19 protein-coding genes and 1 pseudogene are annotated in these 20,258 nt (G+C 68.8%); 7 read left to right on the plus strand and 13 right to left on the minus strand.

The annotated features are described in order from the left end of the window. Nucleotides 1-15: 15 nt before the first annotated feature. Nucleotides 16-954 (minus strand): AraC family transcriptional regulator, encoded by a 939-nt coding sequence (locus ACWDOP_RS35415; RefSeq protein WP_456348552.1) that lies wholly within the window; start codon nt 952-954, stop codon nt 16-18. A 144-nt stretch (nt 955-1,098) separates the two neighbouring features. Between ACWDOP_RS35415 and ACWDOP_RS35420 the strand changes: the two genes are divergently transcribed. Beyond that, a complete protein-coding gene (locus tag ACWDOP_RS35420) occupies nt 1,099-1,785 on the plus strand; it encodes an NAD(P)H-dependent oxidoreductase (RefSeq protein WP_456348553.1) in 687 nt (228 codons plus the stop codon). A 13-nt stretch (nt 1,786-1,798) separates the two neighbouring features. On the opposite strand, the gene ACWDOP_RS35425 is transcribed toward ACWDOP_RS35420, so the two are convergent. Further along, complete coding sequence (locus ACWDOP_RS35425; RefSeq protein WP_454208852.1) at nt 1,799-2,632, minus strand: phosphoribosylaminoimidazolesuccinocarboxamide synthase; 834 nt, start codon at nt 2,630-2,632, stop codon at nt 1,799-1,801. 260 nt (nt 2,633-2,892) lie between these two features. Between ACWDOP_RS35425 and pepN the strand changes: the two genes are divergently transcribed. The 3 genes from pepN to ACWDOP_RS35440 all read left to right on the plus strand — a co-directional run bounded on the left by pepN (nt 2,893) and on the right by ACWDOP_RS35440 (nt 6,831). Beyond that, on the plus strand, nt 2,893-5,484 hold the full coding sequence (gene pepN, locus ACWDOP_RS35430) for an aminopeptidase N (protein ID WP_456348554.1): 2,592 nt from the start codon (nt 2,893-2,895) through the stop codon (nt 5,482-5,484). A 157-nt stretch (nt 5,485-5,641) separates the two neighbouring features. Then, nucleotides 5,642-6,244 carry a ClpP family protease gene (locus ACWDOP_RS35435; RefSeq protein WP_456348555.1) on the plus strand — a complete coding sequence of 201 codons (603 nt, stop codon included), beginning with the start codon at nt 5,642-5,644 and terminating at the stop codon, nt 6,242-6,244. Next, nucleotides 6,241-6,831, plus strand: coding sequence for a ClpP family protease (locus ACWDOP_RS35440; protein ID WP_454208855.1), 591 nt, complete (start codon nt 6,241-6,243; stop codon nt 6,829-6,831). The genes ACWDOP_RS35435 and ACWDOP_RS35440 overlap by 4 nt, the downstream gene beginning before the upstream one ends. A gap of 16 nt (nt 6,832-6,847) precedes the next feature. Here ACWDOP_RS35440 and ACWDOP_RS35445 read toward each other — a convergent pair whose 3' ends face one another. From ACWDOP_RS35445 to ACWDOP_RS35465, 5 genes are all read right to left on the minus strand, one after another. Continuing rightward, nucleotides 6,848-7,177, minus strand: a complete 330-nt coding sequence (locus ACWDOP_RS35445) for a helix-turn-helix domain-containing protein (protein WP_456348556.1) — start codon at nt 7,175-7,177, stop codon at nt 6,848-6,850. Between the two features lie 239 nt (nt 7,178-7,416). After that, nucleotides 7,417-7,881, minus strand: coding sequence for a DUF5130 family protein (locus ACWDOP_RS35450; protein WP_456348557.1), 465 nt, complete (start codon nt 7,879-7,881; stop codon nt 7,417-7,419). Further along, nucleotides 7,868-8,149 carry an aa3-type cytochrome oxidase subunit CtaJ gene (gene ctaJ, locus ACWDOP_RS35455; protein WP_454208858.1) on the minus strand — a complete coding sequence of 94 codons (282 nt, stop codon included), beginning with the start codon at nt 8,147-8,149 and terminating at the stop codon, nt 7,868-7,870. Before ctaJ ends, ACWDOP_RS35450 begins: the two co-directional genes overlap by 14 nt. A 77-nt stretch (nt 8,150-8,226) precedes the next feature. Next, nucleotides 8,227-9,846, minus strand: a complete 1,620-nt coding sequence (locus tag ACWDOP_RS35460) for a glycoside hydrolase family 13 protein (protein ID WP_456348558.1) — start codon at nt 9,844-9,846, stop codon at nt 8,227-8,229. A gap of 131 nt (nt 9,847-9,977) precedes the next feature. After that, nucleotides 9,978-10,388 carry a globin gene (locus ACWDOP_RS35465; RefSeq protein WP_456348559.1) on the minus strand — a complete coding sequence of 137 codons (411 nt, stop codon included), beginning with the start codon at nt 10,386-10,388 and terminating at the stop codon, nt 9,978-9,980. 259 nt (nt 10,389-10,647) lie between these two features. Between ACWDOP_RS35465 and ACWDOP_RS35470 the strand changes: the two genes are divergently transcribed. Beyond that, nucleotides 10,648-11,334 (plus strand): HNH endonuclease, encoded by a 687-nt coding sequence (locus ACWDOP_RS35470; RefSeq protein ID WP_454208861.1) that lies wholly within the window; start codon nt 10,648-10,650, stop codon nt 11,332-11,334. On the opposite strand, the gene ACWDOP_RS35475 is transcribed toward ACWDOP_RS35470, so the two are convergent. Continuing rightward, the gene (locus ACWDOP_RS35475) at nt 11,335-11,922 is read right to left on the minus strand and encodes a helix-turn-helix domain-containing protein (protein ID WP_456348560.1); all 588 of its coding nucleotides are present in this window, start codon (nt 11,920-11,922) and stop codon (nt 11,335-11,337) included. Between the two features lie 75 nt (nt 11,923-11,997). Between ACWDOP_RS35475 and ACWDOP_RS35480 the strand changes: the two genes are divergently transcribed. Together ACWDOP_RS35480 and ACWDOP_RS35485 are read left to right on the plus strand one after the other, a co-directional pair. Further along, complete coding sequence (locus ACWDOP_RS35480) at nt 11,998-12,765, plus strand: AzlC family ABC transporter permease (protein WP_456348561.1); 768 nt, start codon at nt 11,998-12,000, stop codon at nt 12,763-12,765. Next, nucleotides 12,762-13,079 carry an AzlD domain-containing protein gene (locus ACWDOP_RS35485; RefSeq protein ID WP_454208864.1) on the plus strand — a complete coding sequence of 106 codons (318 nt, stop codon included), beginning with the start codon at nt 12,762-12,764 and terminating at the stop codon, nt 13,077-13,079. The genes ACWDOP_RS35480 and ACWDOP_RS35485 overlap by 4 nt, the downstream gene beginning before the upstream one ends. A 75-nt stretch (nt 13,080-13,154) precedes the next feature. Here ACWDOP_RS35485 and ACWDOP_RS35490 read toward each other — a convergent pair whose 3' ends face one another. From ACWDOP_RS35490 to ACWDOP_RS35510, 5 genes and pseudogenes are all read right to left on the minus strand, one after another. Further along, entirely contained in the window at nt 13,155-13,361 is a 207-nt protein-coding gene (locus ACWDOP_RS35490) for a hypothetical protein (RefSeq protein WP_454208865.1), read from the minus strand. Between the two features lie 149 nt (nt 13,362-13,510). Next, on the minus strand, nt 13,511-14,188 hold the full coding sequence (locus ACWDOP_RS35495) for a hypothetical protein (protein WP_456348562.1): 678 nt from the start codon (nt 14,186-14,188) through the stop codon (nt 13,511-13,513). 15 nt (nt 14,189-14,203) lie between these two features. Further along, nucleotides 14,204-14,635 (minus strand): acyl-CoA thioesterase, encoded by a 432-nt coding sequence (locus ACWDOP_RS35500; RefSeq protein ID WP_456348566.1) that lies wholly within the window; start codon nt 14,633-14,635, stop codon nt 14,204-14,206. 80 nt (nt 14,636-14,715) lie between these two features. Then, the gene (locus ACWDOP_RS35505; RefSeq protein ID WP_456348563.1) at nt 14,716-19,617 is read right to left on the minus strand and encodes an NAD-glutamate dehydrogenase; all 4,902 of its coding nucleotides are present in this window, start codon (nt 19,615-19,617) and stop codon (nt 14,716-14,718) included. A gap of 311 nt (nt 19,618-19,928) precedes the next feature. After that, nucleotides 19,929-20,258, minus strand: a pseudogene (locus tag ACWDOP_RS35510) (hypothetical protein); the annotation flags it as partial.

A 20,258-nucleotide genomic window follows, 5' to 3' on the forward strand; every position in this document is an offset into this window, starting at 1 on the left:
CCGCGCGAGCGGCGTTCACGCGGCCGCCGCGCGAAACGCCGTGGGGCTCAACCCCTTGTGGCGCTTGAAGGCGGCGCTGAAGCCGAAGGCGTCCGCGTAGCCCACGCGTTTGGCCACCTGGGCGACGGTCAGGTCGGACTCGGCCAGCAGTTCCTCGGCCTCGTCCATCCGGAACTCGGTGAGGTAGGTCAGGGGCGGGCGGCCCATGACCGCGCTGAAGCGCTTCGCGAAAAGCGCTCGGGACACCCCGGATTCGGCGGCCAGGCGAGCCACGGTCCAGGTGTCACCGGGGCGGGTGTGCACGGCTTCCAGCGCCGGGGCCACCACCGGGTCGGACAGGCCGCGGAACCAGCCGGGGGCGGTCTCGCCCGCGTTGTCGAACCAGAGCCGCAGGGCGCACACCAGCGCCCAGTCCAGCAGCCGGTCCATCAGCGCCTGCGATCCCGCGCTCTTCTGGGCGGCTTCGACGGCGGCCACCTCGAGCCAGGGACAGACCGCGGTTTCCTCGCCGACCACCAGCACCGGCGGCAGCGCCCGCAGCAGTCGTTCGTGCCTGCGGCTGGAGGTGCGATAGGCGCCGACGATCAGCGCGGTGGCCTCCGCCGGCCCAGCGCCCCAGCGGATTCCGCTCAGTTCCTCGGCCCCGCAGCCGGACGGATCGGCGGCCGGGCCGAAGCACGCGATCTCGTACTCGGTGTGCGGTGTGCCGTCGCAGTCGGGTTGATCGGCGAGGTAGAAGAGTTCCGCGCCGCGCACGACGGCGGTGTCACCGGCCGTCACGGGGGTGCGTGAGCCGTCCTCGAGCAGGATCGTCCCGCCGCCGCGGAAGACGCTGATCATGGTCAGCGGCGCGCGATCCGGGAAGCGAATGGTCCAGGGCGCCCGCAGTACCGCGTGCGTGACGACCGACCCTTCGGCTCGGATTCCGCTCAACAGAGAACTCAGGGGATCCACGAACTCAGCGTAGACGAATTCCTATCGATGCGAGCTTCTCACCCATGGATCGTCCACGCCGGACGGGATGTACTGAATGCGTCGCCGGAGCACATCGCAGACACGGCGACCATCACGAGATCGCAGAGCCCCGAGGAGACAATCGTGTCGAACACCGACGCCCCGAATGCCCGTCGCACCGCCCTCGTCGTGGTGTCCCACCACCGCCCGGATTCGCTGACCGCGCACATCGGCAATCGCACTGTGCGACAACTGGAATCGCAGGGGTACGCGGTCGATCTGCTGGACCTGACCGCCGAGGGCTACGACCCGCGCATGATCACCGCCGATCAACCCGACTGGGGCAATCGCGAGAAGGTCTACTCCGCGGAGACCGAGGCGCAGATGCGCCGCATCCTGGCCGCCGACATCGTCGTCGTCGCCTTCCCCGTCTACTGGATGGGCCCGCCCGCCCTGCTCAAGGGCTGGATCGACCGGGCCTGGAACTACGGCTTCGCCTACGGCCGCAGCAAGCCGCGCCTGGCGGGCAAGCGGATCCTGTGGCTCGCCCTGGCCGGGGCCACCTCCGACGACAACATCATCCCCGCCATGACCGAGGCCCTGGACGCCCAGCTCAGCACCGGAATCGCCTACTACTGCGGCTTTTCCGACTCCCGCGTCGGCCTGCTCCCCGATGCCGAGGAGCGTCCGCAGCGCCTGGACGCCGAGGGCAACCTGTCGATCGGCGACGCGATAGCGGGCGACGCGAAGGCCGCGCACTTCCGCGAGTTCGAGTCCGCCGCCGCGGGATTCGTCGAGGAGTTCCTCGCGGCCGATCGCGTCCCGGCCTGACGGCCGATCGTGATCAGTCGAGCGGCTTCCAGGCCGTCCCGGTGATCAGTTCGTAGGCCTGCGCGTACTTCTGGCGGGTGACCTCGACGACGTCGGCCGGAATCTCCGGGCCGGGGTACTCCTTGTTCCAGCCGGTGGAGGTCGACCAGTCGCGGACGAACTGCTTGTCGAACGAGGCCTGGGGGCGGCCCGGCTCGTAGTCGTCGGCGGGCCAGAAGCGCGAGGAGTCCGAGGTCAGGACCTCGTCGCCGAGGGTGAGAACGTCACCGTCCCAACCGAGTTCGATCTTCGTGTCGGCGATGATCACGCCGCGCTCGGCGGCGTGATCCGCGCCGCGCGTGTAGATGTCGAGGGTCAGATCGCGCAGCCGCTCGGCCAGCTCCCGGCCCTCCTGGTTCACCACGTCGGCGAAGGAGATGGGCTCGTCGTGCCCGACGTCGGCCTTGGTGGACGGGGTGAAGATCGGCTCGGGCAGCTTGTCGCCGTCACGCAGGCCGGGCGGCAGCGCGATGCCCGAGACGGTGCCGGTCCGGTTGTACTCGGCCAGTCCGCCGCCGGTCAGGTAGCCGCGTGCGACGCATTCGACCTTCAGCATCTTCAGCGGCTTGACCCGCACCCCGCGCCCGGCGAACTCCGCGGGCACGTCGGTGGTGGACAGGATGTGGTTGGGCACGTCGCCGAAGAACTCGAACCACCAGTTCGACAGCTGGGTGAGCATGGCGCCCTTGCCCGGGATCGGGGTGGGCAGCACCACGTCGTACACCGACACGCGATCGGAGGCGACCAGGATCAGCGAATCGCCGTCCTCGTACAGATCGCGCACCTTGCCGGCGTGGATGTGCTTCAACGGTCCTCCTCGTAGACGTGCTGCCGTCACACACCCTACCGAGGGCGAAAACCCGAGCGTGTGGCCGCCACCGGATCGCCGGTCGTGGCATTGTGGGCAAGGTCGCGCCGCTGCCGGGCAACGAGTGGAGAATTGTTCCCGACCGCTCGGGCCGGGTCGCGGGCGCACGGCATCACGGCGGGCAGCGCTGCCCGCGAACGGTGCGGCAGGACCCGCGCGGTCGTCCGCATCGCACAGCTTCCGAGAGCGAAGGAGCCCCCTTGTCCGCACCGAACCTCACCCGCGAACAGGCGATCGAACGCGCCGCGACGGTCCAGGTGGAGAACTACCGTGTCGAACTGGATCTGACCGGGCAGCCGACCAGCGCCGAGGCCGCGACCAGTGATCTGTTCTTCTCGCGCTCGACGGTGACCTTCACCGCCACCCCGGGCGCGCAGACCTTCATCGATTTCGTGGGCGCGGGCATTCGCTCGGCCGTGCTCAACGGCGTGGCGCTCGATGTCACCGGCTACGACGAATCGCTCGGCCTGACCCTGCCCGGCCTGGCCGAGCGCAACGAACTCGTCATTGAGGCCGACTGCGAGTACTCCCACACCGGCGAGGGCCTGCACCGGTTCGTCGACCCGACCGACAACCGGGTCTATCTGTACTCGCAGTTCGAAACCGCCGACGCCAAGCGGATGTTCGCCTGCTTCGATCAGCCCGACCTCAAGGCCACCTACGACGTGGTCGCCACCGCGCCGCAGGACTGGGAGGTCATCTCCAACGGCGCTGTCGCAGGCACCCGCACCGTCGGCGCGGTCGTCGAGCACACCTTCGCGACCACCCCGCGCATGAGCACCTACCTGGTCGCGCTGATCGCCGGCCCGTACGCCAAGTGGACCGACAGCTTCAGCGACGGGCACGGGGAGATCCCGCTGGGCATCTACTGCCGCGCCTCGCTGGCCGAATTCATGGACCACGAGCGGCTTTTCACCGAGACCAAGCAGGGTTTCGGCTTCTACCACGAGAACTTCGGCGTGCCGTACGCCTTCGGCAAGTACGACCAGCTGTTCGTGCCCGAGTTCAACGCGGGCGCCATGGAGAACGCGGGCGCGGTCACCTTCCTCGAAGACTATGTGTTCCGCTCCAAGGTGACTCGCGCGTCCTACGAGCGCCGCTGCGAGACCGTGCTGCACGAGATGGCGCACATGTGGTTCGGCGATCTGGTCACCATGAAGTGGTGGGACGACCTGTGGCTGAACGAGTCGTTCGCGACCTTCGCCTCGGTGCTGTGCCAGGTGAGCGCCACCGAATACACCAATGCCTGGACCACTTTCGCCAACGTCGAGAAGTCCTGGGCGTACCGGCAGGATCAGCTGCCCTCTACCCACCCGATCGCCGCCGACATCCCCGATCTGCACGCGGTCGAGGTGAACTTCGACGGAATCACCTACGCCAAGGGCGCTTCGGTGCTCAAGCAGCTGGTGGCCTACGTGGGTCAGGAGCCGTTCCTGGCGGGCCTGCGTGACTACTTCACCGAACACGCCTACGGCAACGCGACTTTCGACGATCTGGTGGGCGCGCTGGAGAAGGCGTCGGGCCGTGATCTGTCCGACTGGGGCGCGCAGTGGCTCAAGACCACCGGCCTGAACATCCTGCGGCCCGAGTTCACCGTGGACGCGGACGGCAACTACGCCTCCTTCACTGTCGTGCAGGACGGCGCGGAGCCGGGCGCGGGCGAGCGCCGCACGCACCGCCTGGCCATCGGCATCTACGACGACCGCGACGGAAAGCTGTTGCGCACCAAGCGCGTCGAGCTCGACATCGACCCGGCCGAGCGCACCGAGGTTCCCGAGCTCGTCGGGGTCGCGGCGGGCAAGCTGGCGCTGGTGAACGACGACGATCTCACCTACTGCTCGGTCCGGCTGGATCCGGCCTCGCTCGGGACCGTCGTCGATCGCATCGCCGACATCGCCGAACCGCTGCCGCGCACGCTGTGCTGGTCGGCCGCCTGGGAGATGACCCGCCAGGCCGAGATGAAGGCCCGCGATTTCGTGGCGCTGGTGCAGAGCGGCGTCGGCGCGGAGACCGAGATCGGCGTGGTGCAGCGGCTGCTCATGCAGGCGCACACCGCGCTGTCCGCGTACGCCGATCCGAACTGGGCCGTCGAAACCGGCTGGCCCGAATTCGCCGATCGTTTGCTGCAGCTGGCCCGGGCCGCCGCGCCCGGTTCGGACGAGCAGCTGGCGTTCGTCAACGCCCTGACCGGGGCGCACCTGTCGGTGCGGCACATCGAGGCACTGCGCCAGGTCCTCGAGGCCGATCCCGAGACCGCCGGGCTGCCCGGCCTGACCGTGGACACCGACCTGCGCTGGCGGCTCATCCAGGCCCTGGCCGCGGCCGGCGACATCGACGCCGACGGCGAGCAGACCCCGGTCATCGATGCCGAACTGGAGCGCGACCCCACCGCCGCCGGTCGCCGCCAGGCCGCCGCGGCCGCCACCGCCCGCCCGCAGATCCCGGTCAAGGCGCAGGCGTGGGCCACGGTCATGGACGACGACTCGGTGCCGAACATCACCGCGCGCGCCATCGTCACCGGCTTCGCGCCGGTGGGTCAGGCGCACCTGCTGACCCCGTACGTCGAGCGGTACTTCGCCGAGATCCCCTCGGTGTGGGAGCGCCGCTCGAGCGAGGTCGCCCAGACCGTCGTGGTCGGGCTCTACCCGCACTGGGCCATCAGCGAGGAAGCGGTCGCCATCGCGGACAAGTTCCTGGCCGCCGACCACCCGTCCTCGCTGCGCCGCCTGGTGATCGAGGGCAAGGCCGGGATCGAGCGCTCGCTGCGCGCCCGGGCCTTCGACCGGCAGTAGCAACACCCGAACCGCAGCCCCTTTCGCCGTCGGCGAGAGGGGCTGCGGCCGTTCGCAAACCGCGATGACCTGCGCCCGAGCCGCACGCTGCTGTGAGCGGATCCGCTGTGGGCAGCGTGGGGCGCGAAACCCGGTGCGGGCCGGGCACGGTGGAGCCATGGCACACGAGGAGAAGACGCCGAGCTTCAACTGGCGCACACGGGAACAGCTTTTCGGGCGGCGGATTCTGGTGCTGGACGGACCGCTGGACGACGACAACGGGGCCCTGCTCATGACGCAGATGCTCACCCTGGCCGCGGAGGATCCGGAGGCGGGGATCTCACTGTGGATCCACTCGCCGGGCGGGTCGGTTCCCGCCATGCTCGCCATTCGCGACGTCATGCGGCTGGTGCCGTGCGAGGTGTCCACGCTGGCGCTCGGATTGGCGTGCAGCGCCGGGCAATTCCTGCTGTCCTCGGGGACGCCGGGTAGGCGCTTCGCCCTCCCGCACGCCCGCATCCTGATGCACCAGGGCTCGGCGGGTATCGGCGGCAGCGCGGTCGAAGTGCAGGTGCAGGCCGACGACCTGCGCCACACCGTGCAGACCGTGCTCGGGCTGATCGCCTCGGACACCGGGCAGCCGTACGACCAGATCTACGAGGACTCGCTGCACGATCGCTGGTTCACCGCTCCGCAGGCCAAGGAGTACGGCTTCATCGACGCGATCGTCGACTCGTTCTGGCAGGTCGTTCCGCAGCGCAACAAGGTGGGAATCTCATGAGCAGCTACACCATTCCGAATGTCATCGCCCAGCATCCGCGAGGCGAGCGCATCATGGACGTCTACTCGCACCTGCTGGTCGAGCGCATCGTCTACCTGGGCACGCCCATCGATTCCGGGGTCGCCAACGCGCTCATCGCCCAGCTGCTGCACCTGGACGCCGAGAGTCCCGGGCACGAGATCAACCTCTACATCAATTGCGAGGGCGGCGACCTGTCGGCCATGCTCGCGGTCTACGACACCATGCAGCACATCTCCTCGCCGGTAGTGACCACCTGCGTGGGCCAGGCCATCGCGGTCGGCGCGGTGCTGCTGGCCGGTGGCGCGCCCGGCCGGCGCATGATGCTGCCGCACGCCCGAATCGTGTTGCACCAGCCCGCGACCCAGGGCCGCGGCACGATTCCGGATCTGATTCTGCAGGCCGAGGAGGTGGTGCGCATCCGCGCCGAGATCGAGACGATCCTGTCCGCGCACACCGGCCAGACCCCCGAGACGCTGCGCCGCGACACCGATCGCGACCGCGTGTTCACCGCGCAGGCCGCGCTGGACTACGGCCTGGTGGACCAGGTGCTCGGCCCGCGCGAGTGACCGACCGGACTCCGGGTCAGGCCACCATCAGGACCGGCCCGGAGATCGGCATCCGAGTCCGCTGCTGCCGCAGCAGATCCGCCGCCACCTGCGAGGTGAGGTGCCCGAGCGTGGTGCCCAGGGCGCCCGCCAGCGCCGCGATCATCTCGCTGGACGGCTCCTTGCGCCCGCGCTCGACCTCCGAGAGGTACTGCGGTGAGATTCCGGCCCGCCCCGCGGTCTCGGTGAGCTTCTCCCCCTGATCGAGCCGCAGCGCCCGCAACCTCTCCCCCAGCACCTCCCGCCAGAGCGGTTCGCGCCCGCCCGCAGGCTCGCCCGCCCGTTCGGGCCCCGGCGCCGACCGCAACGGCCGGACCCCGGGTCGCCGGGCGCTACGCGCCGCCTGCGGCGCACGCCCCTCTCCCTGACGCCCACCGGGAATGGAATGAAGACGCGGCAACTCGGACATGGTCCGAGCGTAATTGCCCCGCCCCCACCCCCACTCCCCGTTCTGCTCACAGCAGATCGGACACCCGACCGCACCACGCGTACAAATCAGCGCACGGCTCCACAGCCGTGCGCTGAATATCCGGGGAGGCGGTACGGCTACCTGCCGATGTGGGCGGCCATGTTGCGGACGGCGGCCACCAGGCCGTCGATCAGCTCACCCTGGCGGAAGGGGGTCAGCGCGGCGGTCGCGCCCAGCTGGCAGATCCGGTCGTTGGCGCGGTCGGCGACATCGGCGCCGGAGCGGACCTCGACGGAGTTGGTGTTCGGATCCACGGCGATCAGGACCGAGCGGGCGGCCTCGGGGGTACCCGGGAAGATCGCGTCGGCTCCCGCGGCGGAATCCGCGCCGAGGTCGCCGATGTAGATGTTGAAGCGCACCTTGGTGGACCGGGTGGCATCGGTGAGCGCGTTGTCGATCAGCAGGCGATCGTGATCGGTGAAGGGCACCTCACTGAACACGTCACCGGCCTCGTGTACGCCGGACACGCGACCGCTGGGCGTCAGCACCCAGCCGTGCGGTAGGTCGGCCTCGTTCACCGCGGGCCAATTAGAACTTGCCACTTGCCCGGCCTCCGATCAGGTCCGCGTGCGCGGAGTCGATAGCCGCATGGTTGCCATGCGACGAGTCTGCGGTGTCGTGATGACCGGATCCGGTCACTTCATCGGTCGCGCTCCACAGCACCGGCGGCTGGGTCCACTTCGCGCCGAGCACGAAGGGGTCCGGCTTCTTACCGGGCAGCGGCTTACCGAGGAACGACAATCCGGCGATCACCAGATAGATCGCAAGCGGGATGCCGACGTAGATCAGCACTGTCTGGAGAATGCTCACAGCCCAACGGTAATGGATGCCCGGATCGACATCACCGACCGGTGAGCATGCACACGCCCGTGTCGCCGGAATTCGACTCAGACAAGCCAGGCCGTCGAGTTAGCCGGAAGTTTTCCAGCTCTAATCGGTGTGCTGGTGAGGAGCACGTCGCCCGCGGGCAGCAGAATCGGCGATTCCGTGGCATTGAGCACACACAGCAGCCCGCCGTCCCGCCGGAATGCCAGACAGCCCGGCGGGCTCGCGTACCACTCGAGCCCGGGCCCGCCGAATTCCGGGCGGGCGCCGCGCAATTCGATGGCCATCCGATACAGCGACAACATCGAATCCAGGCGCTCCAGCTGTTTCTCCACGGTGAGCGCGGACCATTGCGCCGGCATCGGCAGCCACGGCTCTCCCGCGGTGAATCCGAACGGCGGCCGCTGTCCCTCCCACGGCAGCGGCACCCGGCAGCCGTCCCGGCCGCGCCGGGTGTGCCCGGAGCGCTCCCAGGTCGGATCCCGCAGCGCGGACTCGGGCAGATCGTCGATATTGGGCAGGCCCAATTCGGCTCCGTTGTAGACGAATACCGCGCCGGGTAGCGCCAGCTCCAGCAGAATCATGGCGCGAGCGCGGGCCTGACCGGTCGCGCCACCGCCGTAGCGGGTGACCTCGCGTTCGACATCGTGATTGGACAGGGTCCAGGTCGGGCTCGCGCCGACCGCGTCCACCGCGCGCAGCGAATTGTCGATGGCCGCGCGAATTCGATCCGGCCGAAAAGGCGCTTCGGCCAATCGGAAATTGAAGGCGAGGTGGAGTTCGTCGGGTCTGACGTACTCGCCGAAGCGCACATTGTCGTCCACCCAGACTTCACCGATGGCGACCGTGTCCGGATACTGATCCATGATCGTGCGTAATCGGCGGTGAATGGCGTGCACGCCGGGATCGTTGAAGCGCGGATCGCCGTCGTCGTGCACCACCAGGGTGTCTCCGTCGAACTGTCCCTGCGGATACGCCATATCGGGGAGACCCGCGGGTTTGGCCATACCGTGCGCGACGTCGATCCGGAATCCGTCGACCCCGCGCGCCAGCCAGAATCTGATGGTCTCTTCGAAATCCGCTGCCACCTCCGGGTTTTCCCAATTCAGATCGGGCTGTTCGGGGGCGAAGATGTGCAGATACCACTGACCGGGCAGGCCGTCGGATTCGATGACGCGGGTCCAGGCCGGTCCGCCGAAAATACTCGGCCAATTGTTGGGCGGCTCCGCGCCTTCCGGGCCGCGGCCGTCGCGAAAAATGTAGCGGGCGCGTTCGGGACTGCCGGGCGGGGCGTGTAGCGCCTGCTGGAACCAGAGATGTTGATCGCTGGTGTGATTGGGCACCAGGTCCATCGTCACCCGCAGCCCGCGATCGTGGGCCTCGGCGAGGACCGCGTCCATGGCCGCGAGACCGCCGAAGAGCGGATCGATGTCACGCGGATCGGCGACGTCGTACCCGCCATCGGCCATGGGCGAGAGCATGACCGGGCAGATCCACAGCGCGTCCACCCCGAGCAGTTCCAGATATCCCAGCTTCTCGCGCAATCCGCCCAGGTCACCCGTGCCGTCGGCGTTCGAATCGGCGAACGAGCGCGGATACACCTGGTAGAACACCGCCGATCGCCACCACGGCGCCGCCGGCGGCGATAGGTCGGGGGGCACGGCGGCGGAGTTCTCGTTCACAGCCGTAATGGTGCCAAAGCCCGGCGTTGTTGGAGGCGCGTCGGCGACACTTGTCCAGATTCAGCAAATGATCAGCGGACGAGACGCCTTACCGGAAAGCTGTGGGAGCGTGTGAGTTCTGCGTGACGAATTCAGAAGGGCGAGTTCATGAGCGAATTGGCGGCCATCTCGAAGTAGTCCAGCAGCTGTTTGCGATGCGGCGCGTCGAGCAGTTCGGGTTCGATCTCGGCGACCGCGATGTGCATGGCGCGCAGCCACGCGTCCCGCTCGAGCGGACCGACCTTGAACGGATGGTGCCGCATGCGCAGGCGCGGGTGCCCGCGCTCCTCGCCGTAGGTCCGCGGACCGCCCCAGTACTGCTCGAGGAACAGGCGCAACCGGCGCTCGGCGGGACCGAGATCCTCCTCCGGGTAGAGCGGGCGCAGCAGTTCATCCTGGGCGACCTCCCGGTAGAAGACCGAGACCAGCCGATCGAAGGTCTCCGCGCCGCCCACGGCCTCATAGAACGATGTCGCTGTCTGCTCGCCAGTCACGGCATCCATTGTGCAGTGTCCACTTCGCGGCCGCGCCGGGGCGGGCTGTGGGTGCCGTGCGCACCCCGCGCACCGGTCGTGCAAACCGCCCGGACGGGCCGCTTCCGCGCCGGTGAGCGGCGCATTCCGGATTGTCACGGGCCGTTCATCCGTTTGTGCCCGACAATGTGCGAAATCACCGTGCAATCCGCCGGATTCCATGGTCAACTGGGTGGCAGTCTGCCGAGATACCACACCATCGGACGAATACGAACTCGGGGTATGCCCAATGAAGCAGCGGCACGGCGCCCGGCACGAGGCGCGCACGCATCGACAACTCCAGCCCGCCGACGTCCACAATCGTGGCTCGGGGGCTACTCCGCTGCACATCTTGTCCGACCATTCGTATCCCGGCGCGCATTCCGCGCATCGCCCGTCCGACGCCCCGCCCGTCGCGGTGTGGTCCAAGAGCCGCGTCCTGCTGCTCAACGCCACCTACGAGCCGCTCACCGCACTGTCCGCGCGCCGCGCGATCGTCCTGCTGATCTGCGACAAGGCCCAGACCGTGCACGACAATCCCGAAGGCCCGGTCGTGCATTCCGCCGGCACCTCGGTGGCGCTCCCCTCGGTCATTCGACTACGTAACTACGTGCACGTCCCCTATCGCGCCCGGGTGCCCATGACCCGCGCGGCGCTCATGCATCGCGATCGATATCGCTGCGCGTACTGCGGCGCGAAGGCCGAGACCATCGACCATGTCATTCCGCGCAGCCGCGGCGGGCCGCACACCTGGGAGAACTGCGTCGCCTCGTGCGCCCCGTGCAACCATCGCAAGGCGGACAAGCTGCTCAGCGAGATCGGGTGGACCCTGCATCACCAGCTGGTCTCCCCGAAGGGCCCGCACTGGCGATTGCTCTCGGCGAGTTCGGAATTGGACCCGACCTGGTTGCAATATCTCGGCGAGGGCGCCGCCTGATCAGCTGTATTCGCTGATCAGCAGCGCCCAGGTACCGGGCTCGAGCGCCTCGAAGACGTGCGGGCGGTCACCCGGGTAGCAGATGTAGTCCCCGGGTCGCAGTTCCACGGGAGCCTCGGCGGGTCCGACCATGGCCCGGCCCGCGCCGATCACCATGTGCTCGACCACGCCGTGCGAGTGCGGGTCCGAATCCCGGGGGTGCCCGGGTTCGGCGGTGACCCGGTACATGTCGCGGCGCGCGCTCGGCGGCGAGGCCGCCAGCAGGGTCGTCCGATACTCTGCCTGGGACGAGGCCAGGATCGCGCCCTCGCCCGCCCGGATCACCTGAACCTGCGGGCTCGGCGGGTCCAGCAGCCGGGAGAACTGAATGTCCAGCGCGACACACAGCGCCCACAGTGTCTCGATGCTCGGATTGCCCGCGCCCGATTCCAGCTGCGACAGTGTGGATTTCGCTATCCCGGCGCGGCGCGCGACCTCGGTCAGCGAGAGCCCGGCCCGGGTGCGCTCGCGGCGCAGTGCGGCGGCGATCGTCTGCTGCGGCGGCTGGGGGTGGCTCGGTTCCGGCGACGGGTTCTGGGACTGCGTCATGACGGATACACACAGTACCCGCCGCGACCGATTCCGCTTTGACTAACCGAGCCCGATGCGTTCAATATAGACGACATGCGTTCGATATGGCGAACACTGGATCGGGGTGCGCTCACCGGTATCGCGGCGATCTGCCTGGCCGTCGCCATGATCGGCGTCTCCTACGGGGCGAACGCCGTCACCGCCGGACTCCCCGCCTGGCTACCCATCCTGCTCAGCGTGGCGGTGGTCGCGGGCGGGTCGGAGTTCGTGTTCATCGGCATCATCACCGCGGGCGGCGGGCTCGTCGCCGCGGTGCTGGCCGGCCTGCTGGTCAACGCCAGGCACGTGCCGTACGGCCTGTCGGTCCCCGACGTGGTCGGCACCGGCTGGCGGCGACTGATCGGCACCCACGTCATGAACGACGAATCCGTCGCCATGGCCCTGGCGCAACCCGATCGACCGCGCAGGCGGGCCGCGTACTGGGCGTGCGGGCTGGCCGTCGTGGCCGCCTGGCCGCTGGGCGCGGCGATCGGCGCGGCCCTGGGCTCGGTGGTGCCGGATCCCAACGCCTTCGGTTTGGACGCGGTCTTCCCAGCGGTGCTGATCACCCTGGTGCTGCCCGCGCTGCGCGATCCCCTCACCCGCACCGCCGCGCTCGCGGGCGCGGTGGTCGCCGCGCTCACCACGCCCTTCCTCGGCGCGGGGCTGCCGGTGCTGCTGGCCCTGATCGCGGTGCTGCTGGTGGCGCGCCGGGCCGCGCCGGACGGCGCGGTCCCCGACAGCGGAGCCACGAACGACGAGCCTTCGGACAACAGGCTTTCGAACAACATCCCGGTCACCGACTCCGGGAGGCGGGTGTGACCAAGGCCCTGCTGCTCGGCGCGTTCGCACTTGCGCTGGGCACCTTCGCTTTCCGCTTCGCCGGTCCCGCCCTGCGCAACCGGGTCAAGGTCTCGCCGCGGGTGGTGAAGCTGCTCGAGATCGCCTCGGTCGTCCTGTTGACCGCCCTGGTGGTCACGACGCTGATGCCCGCGCGCCACACCGAGATCGGCTTCGCGCTGCCCGCGGGCGTGCTCGTCGCGACCGCCCTGGCGTGGCGGCGGGCGCCGCTGCTCGTGGTCATCCTGGCCGCCGCGTTCGTCACGGCCGGGCTGCGCTTCCTCGGCGTGCACTGAATCGACTCGGTCGGCGCGCGCCGAATACGCGGCATACCCCGAATCGGCAGCCGCGCAATGGCATTCATCTCGCCGTCAGTCGGCGGTGCTGCGGGCCCGCATCTGCAGACCGCGCTGACCGACCCACCCGGCCAGCGCGAGCGCGGCGACTCCGGGGACAAGCAGCGGCAGGGTGTCGGAGGTCACCGCGATGACCACCACGAAGAGCGCGGAGAGGGCTACGGCGGCCGCGCCGGCCAGGACAACCAGAACAGCCCAGGTCGGGGGCTTGGGGTTTGTCATGGCTAGATTTCAGCACGCCCGCGCACAATGCGCACCCCCGTTGGGATTTGCCGCCGGTTATGAGGCTTCCCGGGCGGGGCGAATACCCGAATAACGGAAAAACGGTGCCCGCCAAGGAAATTCCGGTACCGCGGCGGGCGGGCGCCGTGTCAGTTGGTGAACAGCGACAGCCCCGAGCCGCGCCGGCGGGCCACCGAGCCGTAGCGGGCGTCCAGGCGCAGCCAGGTCGGCGCGGCCCGCACCCGGACTATCTCGTCGACCGAGATGCGGCGCGAATCGGGCTTCTCACCGCCGTGCGGAATGAAATCCATTGCGGTGAGCGCGAATACCACGCGCATGGGAACGGTGATCTCCTGCCCGCCACCGGACACCGTCAGCACCGTCTGATCGAGCAGCGAGGCGGGCGGGCCGTGCCCGCTGCCGTGCTCCTGCGCCAATTCCGCACCGCGCTCGGCGAGTTCGACGAGCATCCGCGCGGGCACATCGTCCACGTGCACGAAACCCGATTCGGGCGGCAGCGCGGTACGCCACGCCGAATCCATGGCGTAGCCGAGCGCGAAGGGCGCCGCCGAATCCGGGCCGTGCAAACCGGAGCGGACGACATCACCGGCGACGGTCACGTCGTCCATCCCCAGGGTGGCGACCACGGTGCGCACCGCGAGCGCCTCGAAACCGGTTCCGGCCCAGGCCGATACGTACCGGTCACCGCGGCGGCGCAGCCGGACCACCGCCGCCGGATCCAGGCGCAGCGCGTGGGTCAGGAAGGCCGCCAGATTCTCGCGTTCGGCGGGGTCGGGAACGTGGAGGGTGAGTTCTCCCGAAGTCACTGTCGCGGGGTCGGCTCAGTCGGCCAGCCACAGCGCCAGGTAGTCGCGCTCCTCGGGGGTGAGCCGGCGTAGTCGCTGGGTGTCGATGTCGAACGCGGCCAGCTGGGTGGAGGCGATGACCGCGGGCGGGGAATCCGGATCGGCGCCCGCGGCCCGGACCTCGTAGCCGACGCGGAAGTCGACCGCGCGCAGCCGCTCGATCCACAGGGACACATCCAGCGGGGAATCCTCGTGCCGCAGCTGGCCCTTGTACTGCACGCGCAGATCGACGAGCACGCACCCGGTCCGCAGGCGGACGGTGGGGCGGTCATCGGTGAACAGCCACGGAATCCGGGCTTCCTCCAGCAGGGTCACCATGCGGGCATGATTGATGTGCTGGAAGGCATCCATATCCGACCAGCGCACCTCGACCTTGCTGTGGAAGCGCCGCTGCCCACCGCCGGGCAGCTCCACCGCGAGCGGGGCGGCGTTATCGACCTCCCCGGCGCGCACTGCCTTGTCCTGGCCGTTCAGCGAATCCACACTCGTCAACGCGGTACCTCCGATTGGGCGCCCACCCCGCTCACCATGCTGCGCACCTGCCGCGCCGCGACCGACAGCGTGGCGAGGTCGTGGGTTCCTGATTCGAACAATTCCGAGAGGGCAGCGCGGGCGCGACCCAGCCGGGACTGATTTTTCGACTCCCAGTATGCAATTTTCTCCTCGGCCGTCTCCTCCGGGTCACCGCCGGAGAGCACATCGAGGGTCAGCGAGCGCAGGGAGCCGTACATATCGTCGCGCAGCGCGAGCCTGGCCAGCGCGTGCCAGCGATCGCCGCGTTCGAGGTGGCTGACCGCCTGCAACAGCCAATCGATCTTCAGGTGGTCGTTGAGCGCGTAGTACAGCGCGCCCACCTCCGCGCCCTTGCGATCGGTGATGTCGGCGATGTCGATCACATCGAGCAGCGGGAACAGATTCAGCAACCCGAACACCTCGGTCGCCAGCTCGGCGGGCGCGCCCTGATCGATCAGGGTCTGCGACTGCCCGTGCAGGGTGTCGACGTGATGCCCGCGCAGCCAGCCCGGCACCTGGGGCGCGAGTTCGGTGACCTCGCGGGTGTACCGGTTGATCTCCGCGCCGACCGCGATGGGCTGCGGGCGGTTGTTGAGCAGCCAGCGCGAGGCGCGATCGAGCGTGCGCTTGGTCTCGAGCTCCAGGATGTCCTGGATGGCGGTGGACACCCGGGCCTCGCGAATGCGCTCCCAGATCGAATGCAGATCGAAGATCTGGGTCGCCGCGGTGAAGGCGCGCACCGAATCCGAGGCGGTCGCGCCGATCTCCTCGTTCAGGCGATGGGCGTAGGTGATACCGCCCAGATCCACCACCTCGTTCACCAGCATGGTCGTGGTGATCTCGCGGCGCAGCCGGTGCTTCTTGATGGCCGCGCCGAACCGGGTGCGCAGCGGCGTCGGGAAGTAGTGCGGCAGCCGCGCCGAGAAGTACGCGCTGTCCGGCAGGTCGCCGGCGAGCAGGTCGGCCTTGAGCGAAAGCTTCACGTGCGCCATCAGATTCGACAGCTCGGGCGAGGTCAGGCCGATGCCCAGTTCGGTGCGCTGCTTGATCTCGGCGTCGTTGGGCAGCGCCTCGAGCTCCCGATCGACCCCGCGCCGCTGTTCCAGTTCCTCGATGAGGCGCTTGTGCACGTTCAGCATGCGCGGCGCCTCGGCACGGGACAGGCCCATGAGGTAGTTCTGGGACACGTTGTCCCGCAGCACCAGTGCGGCGACCTCGTCGGTCATCGAGGCCAGCAGCGGATTGCGCTCGGCCTCGGGCAGCTGCCCGCCCGACACCACGCCGTCCAGCAGCACCTTGATGTTGACCTCGTGGTCCGAGCAGTCGACGCCCGCGGAGTTGTCCAGTGCGTCGGTGTTCATCTTGCCGCCGTGCAGGCAGAACTCGATGCGGCCCAGCGCGGTGGCGCCGAGATTGCCGCCCTCGCCGATCACCTTGACGCGCAGTTCTTTTCCGCTCACGCGGATGGCGTCGTTGGACTTGTCGCCGACCTCGGCGTTGGTTTCGGAGGCGGCCTTGATGTAGGTGCCGATGCCGCCGTTCCAGAGCAGCTGCGCCGGCGACTTCAGAATCGCGCGCATGAGTTCGGGCGGGGACAGCGCCGTCACGTCGTCGGCCAGGCCGAGGGCCGCGCGGGCCTGCGCGCTGACCGGAACCGACTTCACCGTGCGGTCCCAGACGCCGCCGCCCTCGCTGATGAGCGACCGATCGTAGTCGGCCCAGGACGAGCGCGGCAGCGCGAACATGCGCTCGCGCTCGGCGTACGAGGTCGCCGCGTCGGGATCGGGGTCCAGGAAGATGTGCCGGTGGTCGAACGCCGCGACGAGGCGAATGTGCCGGGACAGCAGCATGCCGTTACCGAACACGTCACCGCTCATGTCGCCGATGCCGACGACGGTGAAATCCTGTGTCTGGGTGTCGATGTCCATCTCGGCGAAGTGCCGCTTGACGCTCTCCCACGCGCCGCGGGCGGTGATGCCCATGGCCTTGTGGTCGTAGCCGACCGAACCGCCCGAGGCAAAGGCGTCGCCCAGCCAGAAGCCGTAGTGCTCGGCCACCGCGTTGGCGATGTCGGAGAAGGTCGCGGTGCCCTTGTCGGCGGCGACCACCAGGTAGGTGTCGTCCCCGTCGCGACGGCGAACCCGTTGCGGCGGAACGACTTCGCCGGTGCCGCGGTCCACGTTGTCGGTGACGTCGAGCAGGCCGGAGATGAACGTGCGGTAGCAGGCCACGCCCTCGTTCTGCAGCGCCTGACGATCGGCCACCGGATCGGCGGTCGCGGCGGGCGGCTGCTTGACCACGAAGCCACCCTTGGCGCCGACCGGGACGATGACCGCGTTCTTCACCGCCTGCGCCTTGACCAGGCCCAGGATCTCGGTGCGGAAATCCTCCAGCCGGTCGGACCAGCGCAGGCCGCCGCGGGCGACAGGGCCGAAGCGCAGGTGCACGCCCTCCACCCGGGGCGAGTACACGAAGATCTCGAATTGCGGTCGCGGCTTGGGGAGTTCGGCGATCTCGCGCGGCTCCACCTTGAACGAGAGGTACTGCCGGGACTGGCCCTCGGCGTCGGTGACGTAGTAGTTGGTGCGCAGCGTCGCCTTCATCAGCCCGAGGATGGCGCGCAGGATGCGGTCCGCGTCCAGGCTCACCACCTCGTCGATGCGATGGCGCACCGCGCCCTCCAGGTCGCGGGCGTGCTCGTCGTCGGCGGAGTCGGGATCGAACAGCGCCGCGAACAGTTCCACGAACATGCGCGCGGCCTCCGGGTAGGCCAGCAGCACACGGGTGATATTGAACTGGCTGTACGGGAATCCGGCCTGCTGCAGGTATTTGGCGTAGGCGCGCAGGATCGACACCGCGCGCCAGTCCAGGCCGCCGCGCAGCACCAGCTCGTTGAGGCCGTCGGCTTCGGCGTGGCCGTACCAGAGCGCCTCGAACGCCTCGGTGAAGCGCTCGCGTAAGCCGCGCACGTGATCGTCGAGGGCGGCCATGCGGGCGGAGGACTCCACCAGCTCGGCGTCCAGGTTGCTGTCCAGCGCGCTGCGCAGCAGCTCCGGGCGGGCCAGCAGGCCGAAATCGTAGATCCACTGTTCGGAGCCGCGGCCCAGCTCGATCTGGTGCGGGCGTTCGTCGATCACCTCCACGCCCAGGCTCTGCAGCACGGGCAGCACCTGGCTCAGCGAGATGCCGCTGCCGCCGATGTAGAGGGTGAAGCGCCAGGAACCGGGAGCGGCGTCGGCGCGCCGGTACAGGTGCTGCTCGATGCCGCCTTCCCGAAGACCCTGCAGCCGAACGATATCGGCGAGCGCGCGGGAGGCCTTGAAGTCCTCCTTGTAGCTCTCGGGGAAGGCGTCGGCGTAGCGCTGCACCACGGCCGGGTCCACGGTGGTGGAGGTGGCGACCTCGTCGCGCAGGTGGTCGTCCCAGGTGCGGCTGGCCTCGGCGAGCAGATGCTGGATACGCAGCCGGTTGGCCTCGGAGGTGTCGGCCGCGCCGCCCTGGTCGGGCAGGCGGACCGTGAAATACACACTGGCCAAATCGCTTTCGGAGACTCTGGCCGAGTAGTCGATCGAGTCGGCGGCGAGCTCGCGAACCAGGATGTCCTGCATCTCGAGGCGAACGCGGGTGGTGTAGCGGTCGCGCGGGAGGTAGACCATGCAGGCCACGAAACGGCCGTAGGTGTCCATCCGCATGAAGAGCCGGACCTGCCGCCGCATACCGACGTTCAGGACGGCGCTGGCCGTCCGGCGCAGGGTGTCGCCGTCGGAGGAGAACAGCTCGGTCCGTGGGAAGGACTGGATGACCTCGAGCATCTCCTGACCGGAGAAGGAATCCAGGTCGAAGCCGCTGGATTCGATGATCGAGTGCACCCGGCCCTCGATGACCGGGATGTCCAGGACGTTCTCGTGCAGCGCGGTGACGGTGAAGACGCCGATGAAGAGGTGGACGCCCAGCACCGCGCCGTCGGGATCGATGGCGGCGACGCCGACGAAGTACGGGTACACCGCGCGGTGCACGGTGGCCGGCACCAGGCCCTGGGTGAGCATGAGCAGCGGCTGATCACCGCTGTTGTCCGGAACGCGGAAGTCGGTGCCCACGTTGGGCCGCAGCACGCCGAGGCTGGTGCCCGGCACGATGGTGGACTTGGAGTTGCCGTCGATGGAGGTGCGCTCGTAGCGGGCGTAGCCGAGCACGGTGAAATGCCCGTCGGCGAGCCAGTGCAGCAGGTTCGCGCAATCGGTGAGATCGCTTGCGGGGTAGGGGGATGTGCCCGCGGCCACGGCGGCGACCAGTTCGTCGGCGACGCGCTCCTGCGCGGTGCGCATGGCACTGGTGTCCTCGATGACCTGGCGCACGTCGGTGAGCACGTCGGGCAGCGTGGTCTCGACCTTCTCCAGCAGTTCGCGACTGGTGGAGGGATGCAGCTGCAGGTGCATCCAGGATTCGCGCAGACCGGTGGCGCCGTTGCCGTCGACCTCGTGCGGCACGGCGGTTTCCAGCAGGCCCTCGGGGTCGCGGGTGACCTCGAAGATCGGGTGCACGACCTCGCTCAGGCTCACGCCCATGCGGCTCAGGAACGAGGTGACCGATTCCACCAGCAGGGGCATGTCGTCGGTGACCAGTTGCACGGCGGCGCCGAGATCGGTGTCGTCATCGTGGTGGTACACACGCACATTGGCGGTGCCCGGAACCCGCTTGACCGCGAGATCCACGTGGCAGCGGAAGATTTGGGTGGAGGTCGCGGGCACCGCGCAGTCGGCGTCGCCCGCGTCGACGTGGCGGAAGTACGCCTCCTCGAGCGATACGAGGTTGCCGCGCAACGAGTCGGGCAAACTCGCAGCCCATGCCGCGCTGGACAATTCGGACGAGACCGTCATTTCGCCAACTCCCGGGGATTCGGTTTCCGCAATCAAGTGACGCCGGTCCGAGAGTAGCTGGGCACCGCTTGTGCCGGGCTGAATTTCTCCCAATGTCATCACGCGTCGCACACTCCGGACAAACCGGGCGGTACGGCACTAGCTATGACTGACCGAAATTACCAGGTCGCACACGACAAACCTTGCACCAAAAGAGAATTCACGCAATAGGGCGAACGCGTAAACGCCTTGTTCGCTCTTCGATTGCCGTTCACCCGGGGGCCACTCGGTGGCCCCCGGCAAACATCAGGCAGCGCTTACGCGCGGTTGGGTTACCCGCGCGTGAGCTTGCGGTGGGTGACGCGGTGCGGGCGCGCCGCGTCCTGGCCCAGTCGCTCGATCTTGTTGGCCTCGTAGGCCTCGAAGTTGCCCTCGAACCAGAACCACGCGGCCGGGTTGTCGTCGTTGCCCTCCCACGCCAGGATGTGCGTGCAGGTGCGGTCCAGGAACCACCGGTCGTGGGAGATGACCACGGCGCAGCCGGGGAAGTTCTCCAGCGCGTTCTCCAGCGAGCCCAGGGTCTCGACGTCGGGTACATGCCGTCGATGCCCTGATGCCCGATCTTGACGCTCCGAACCCGCTGACGGTCCCTGTCTTCGGTC

This window comes from Nocardia sp. NPDC003693, assembly GCF_053981095.1.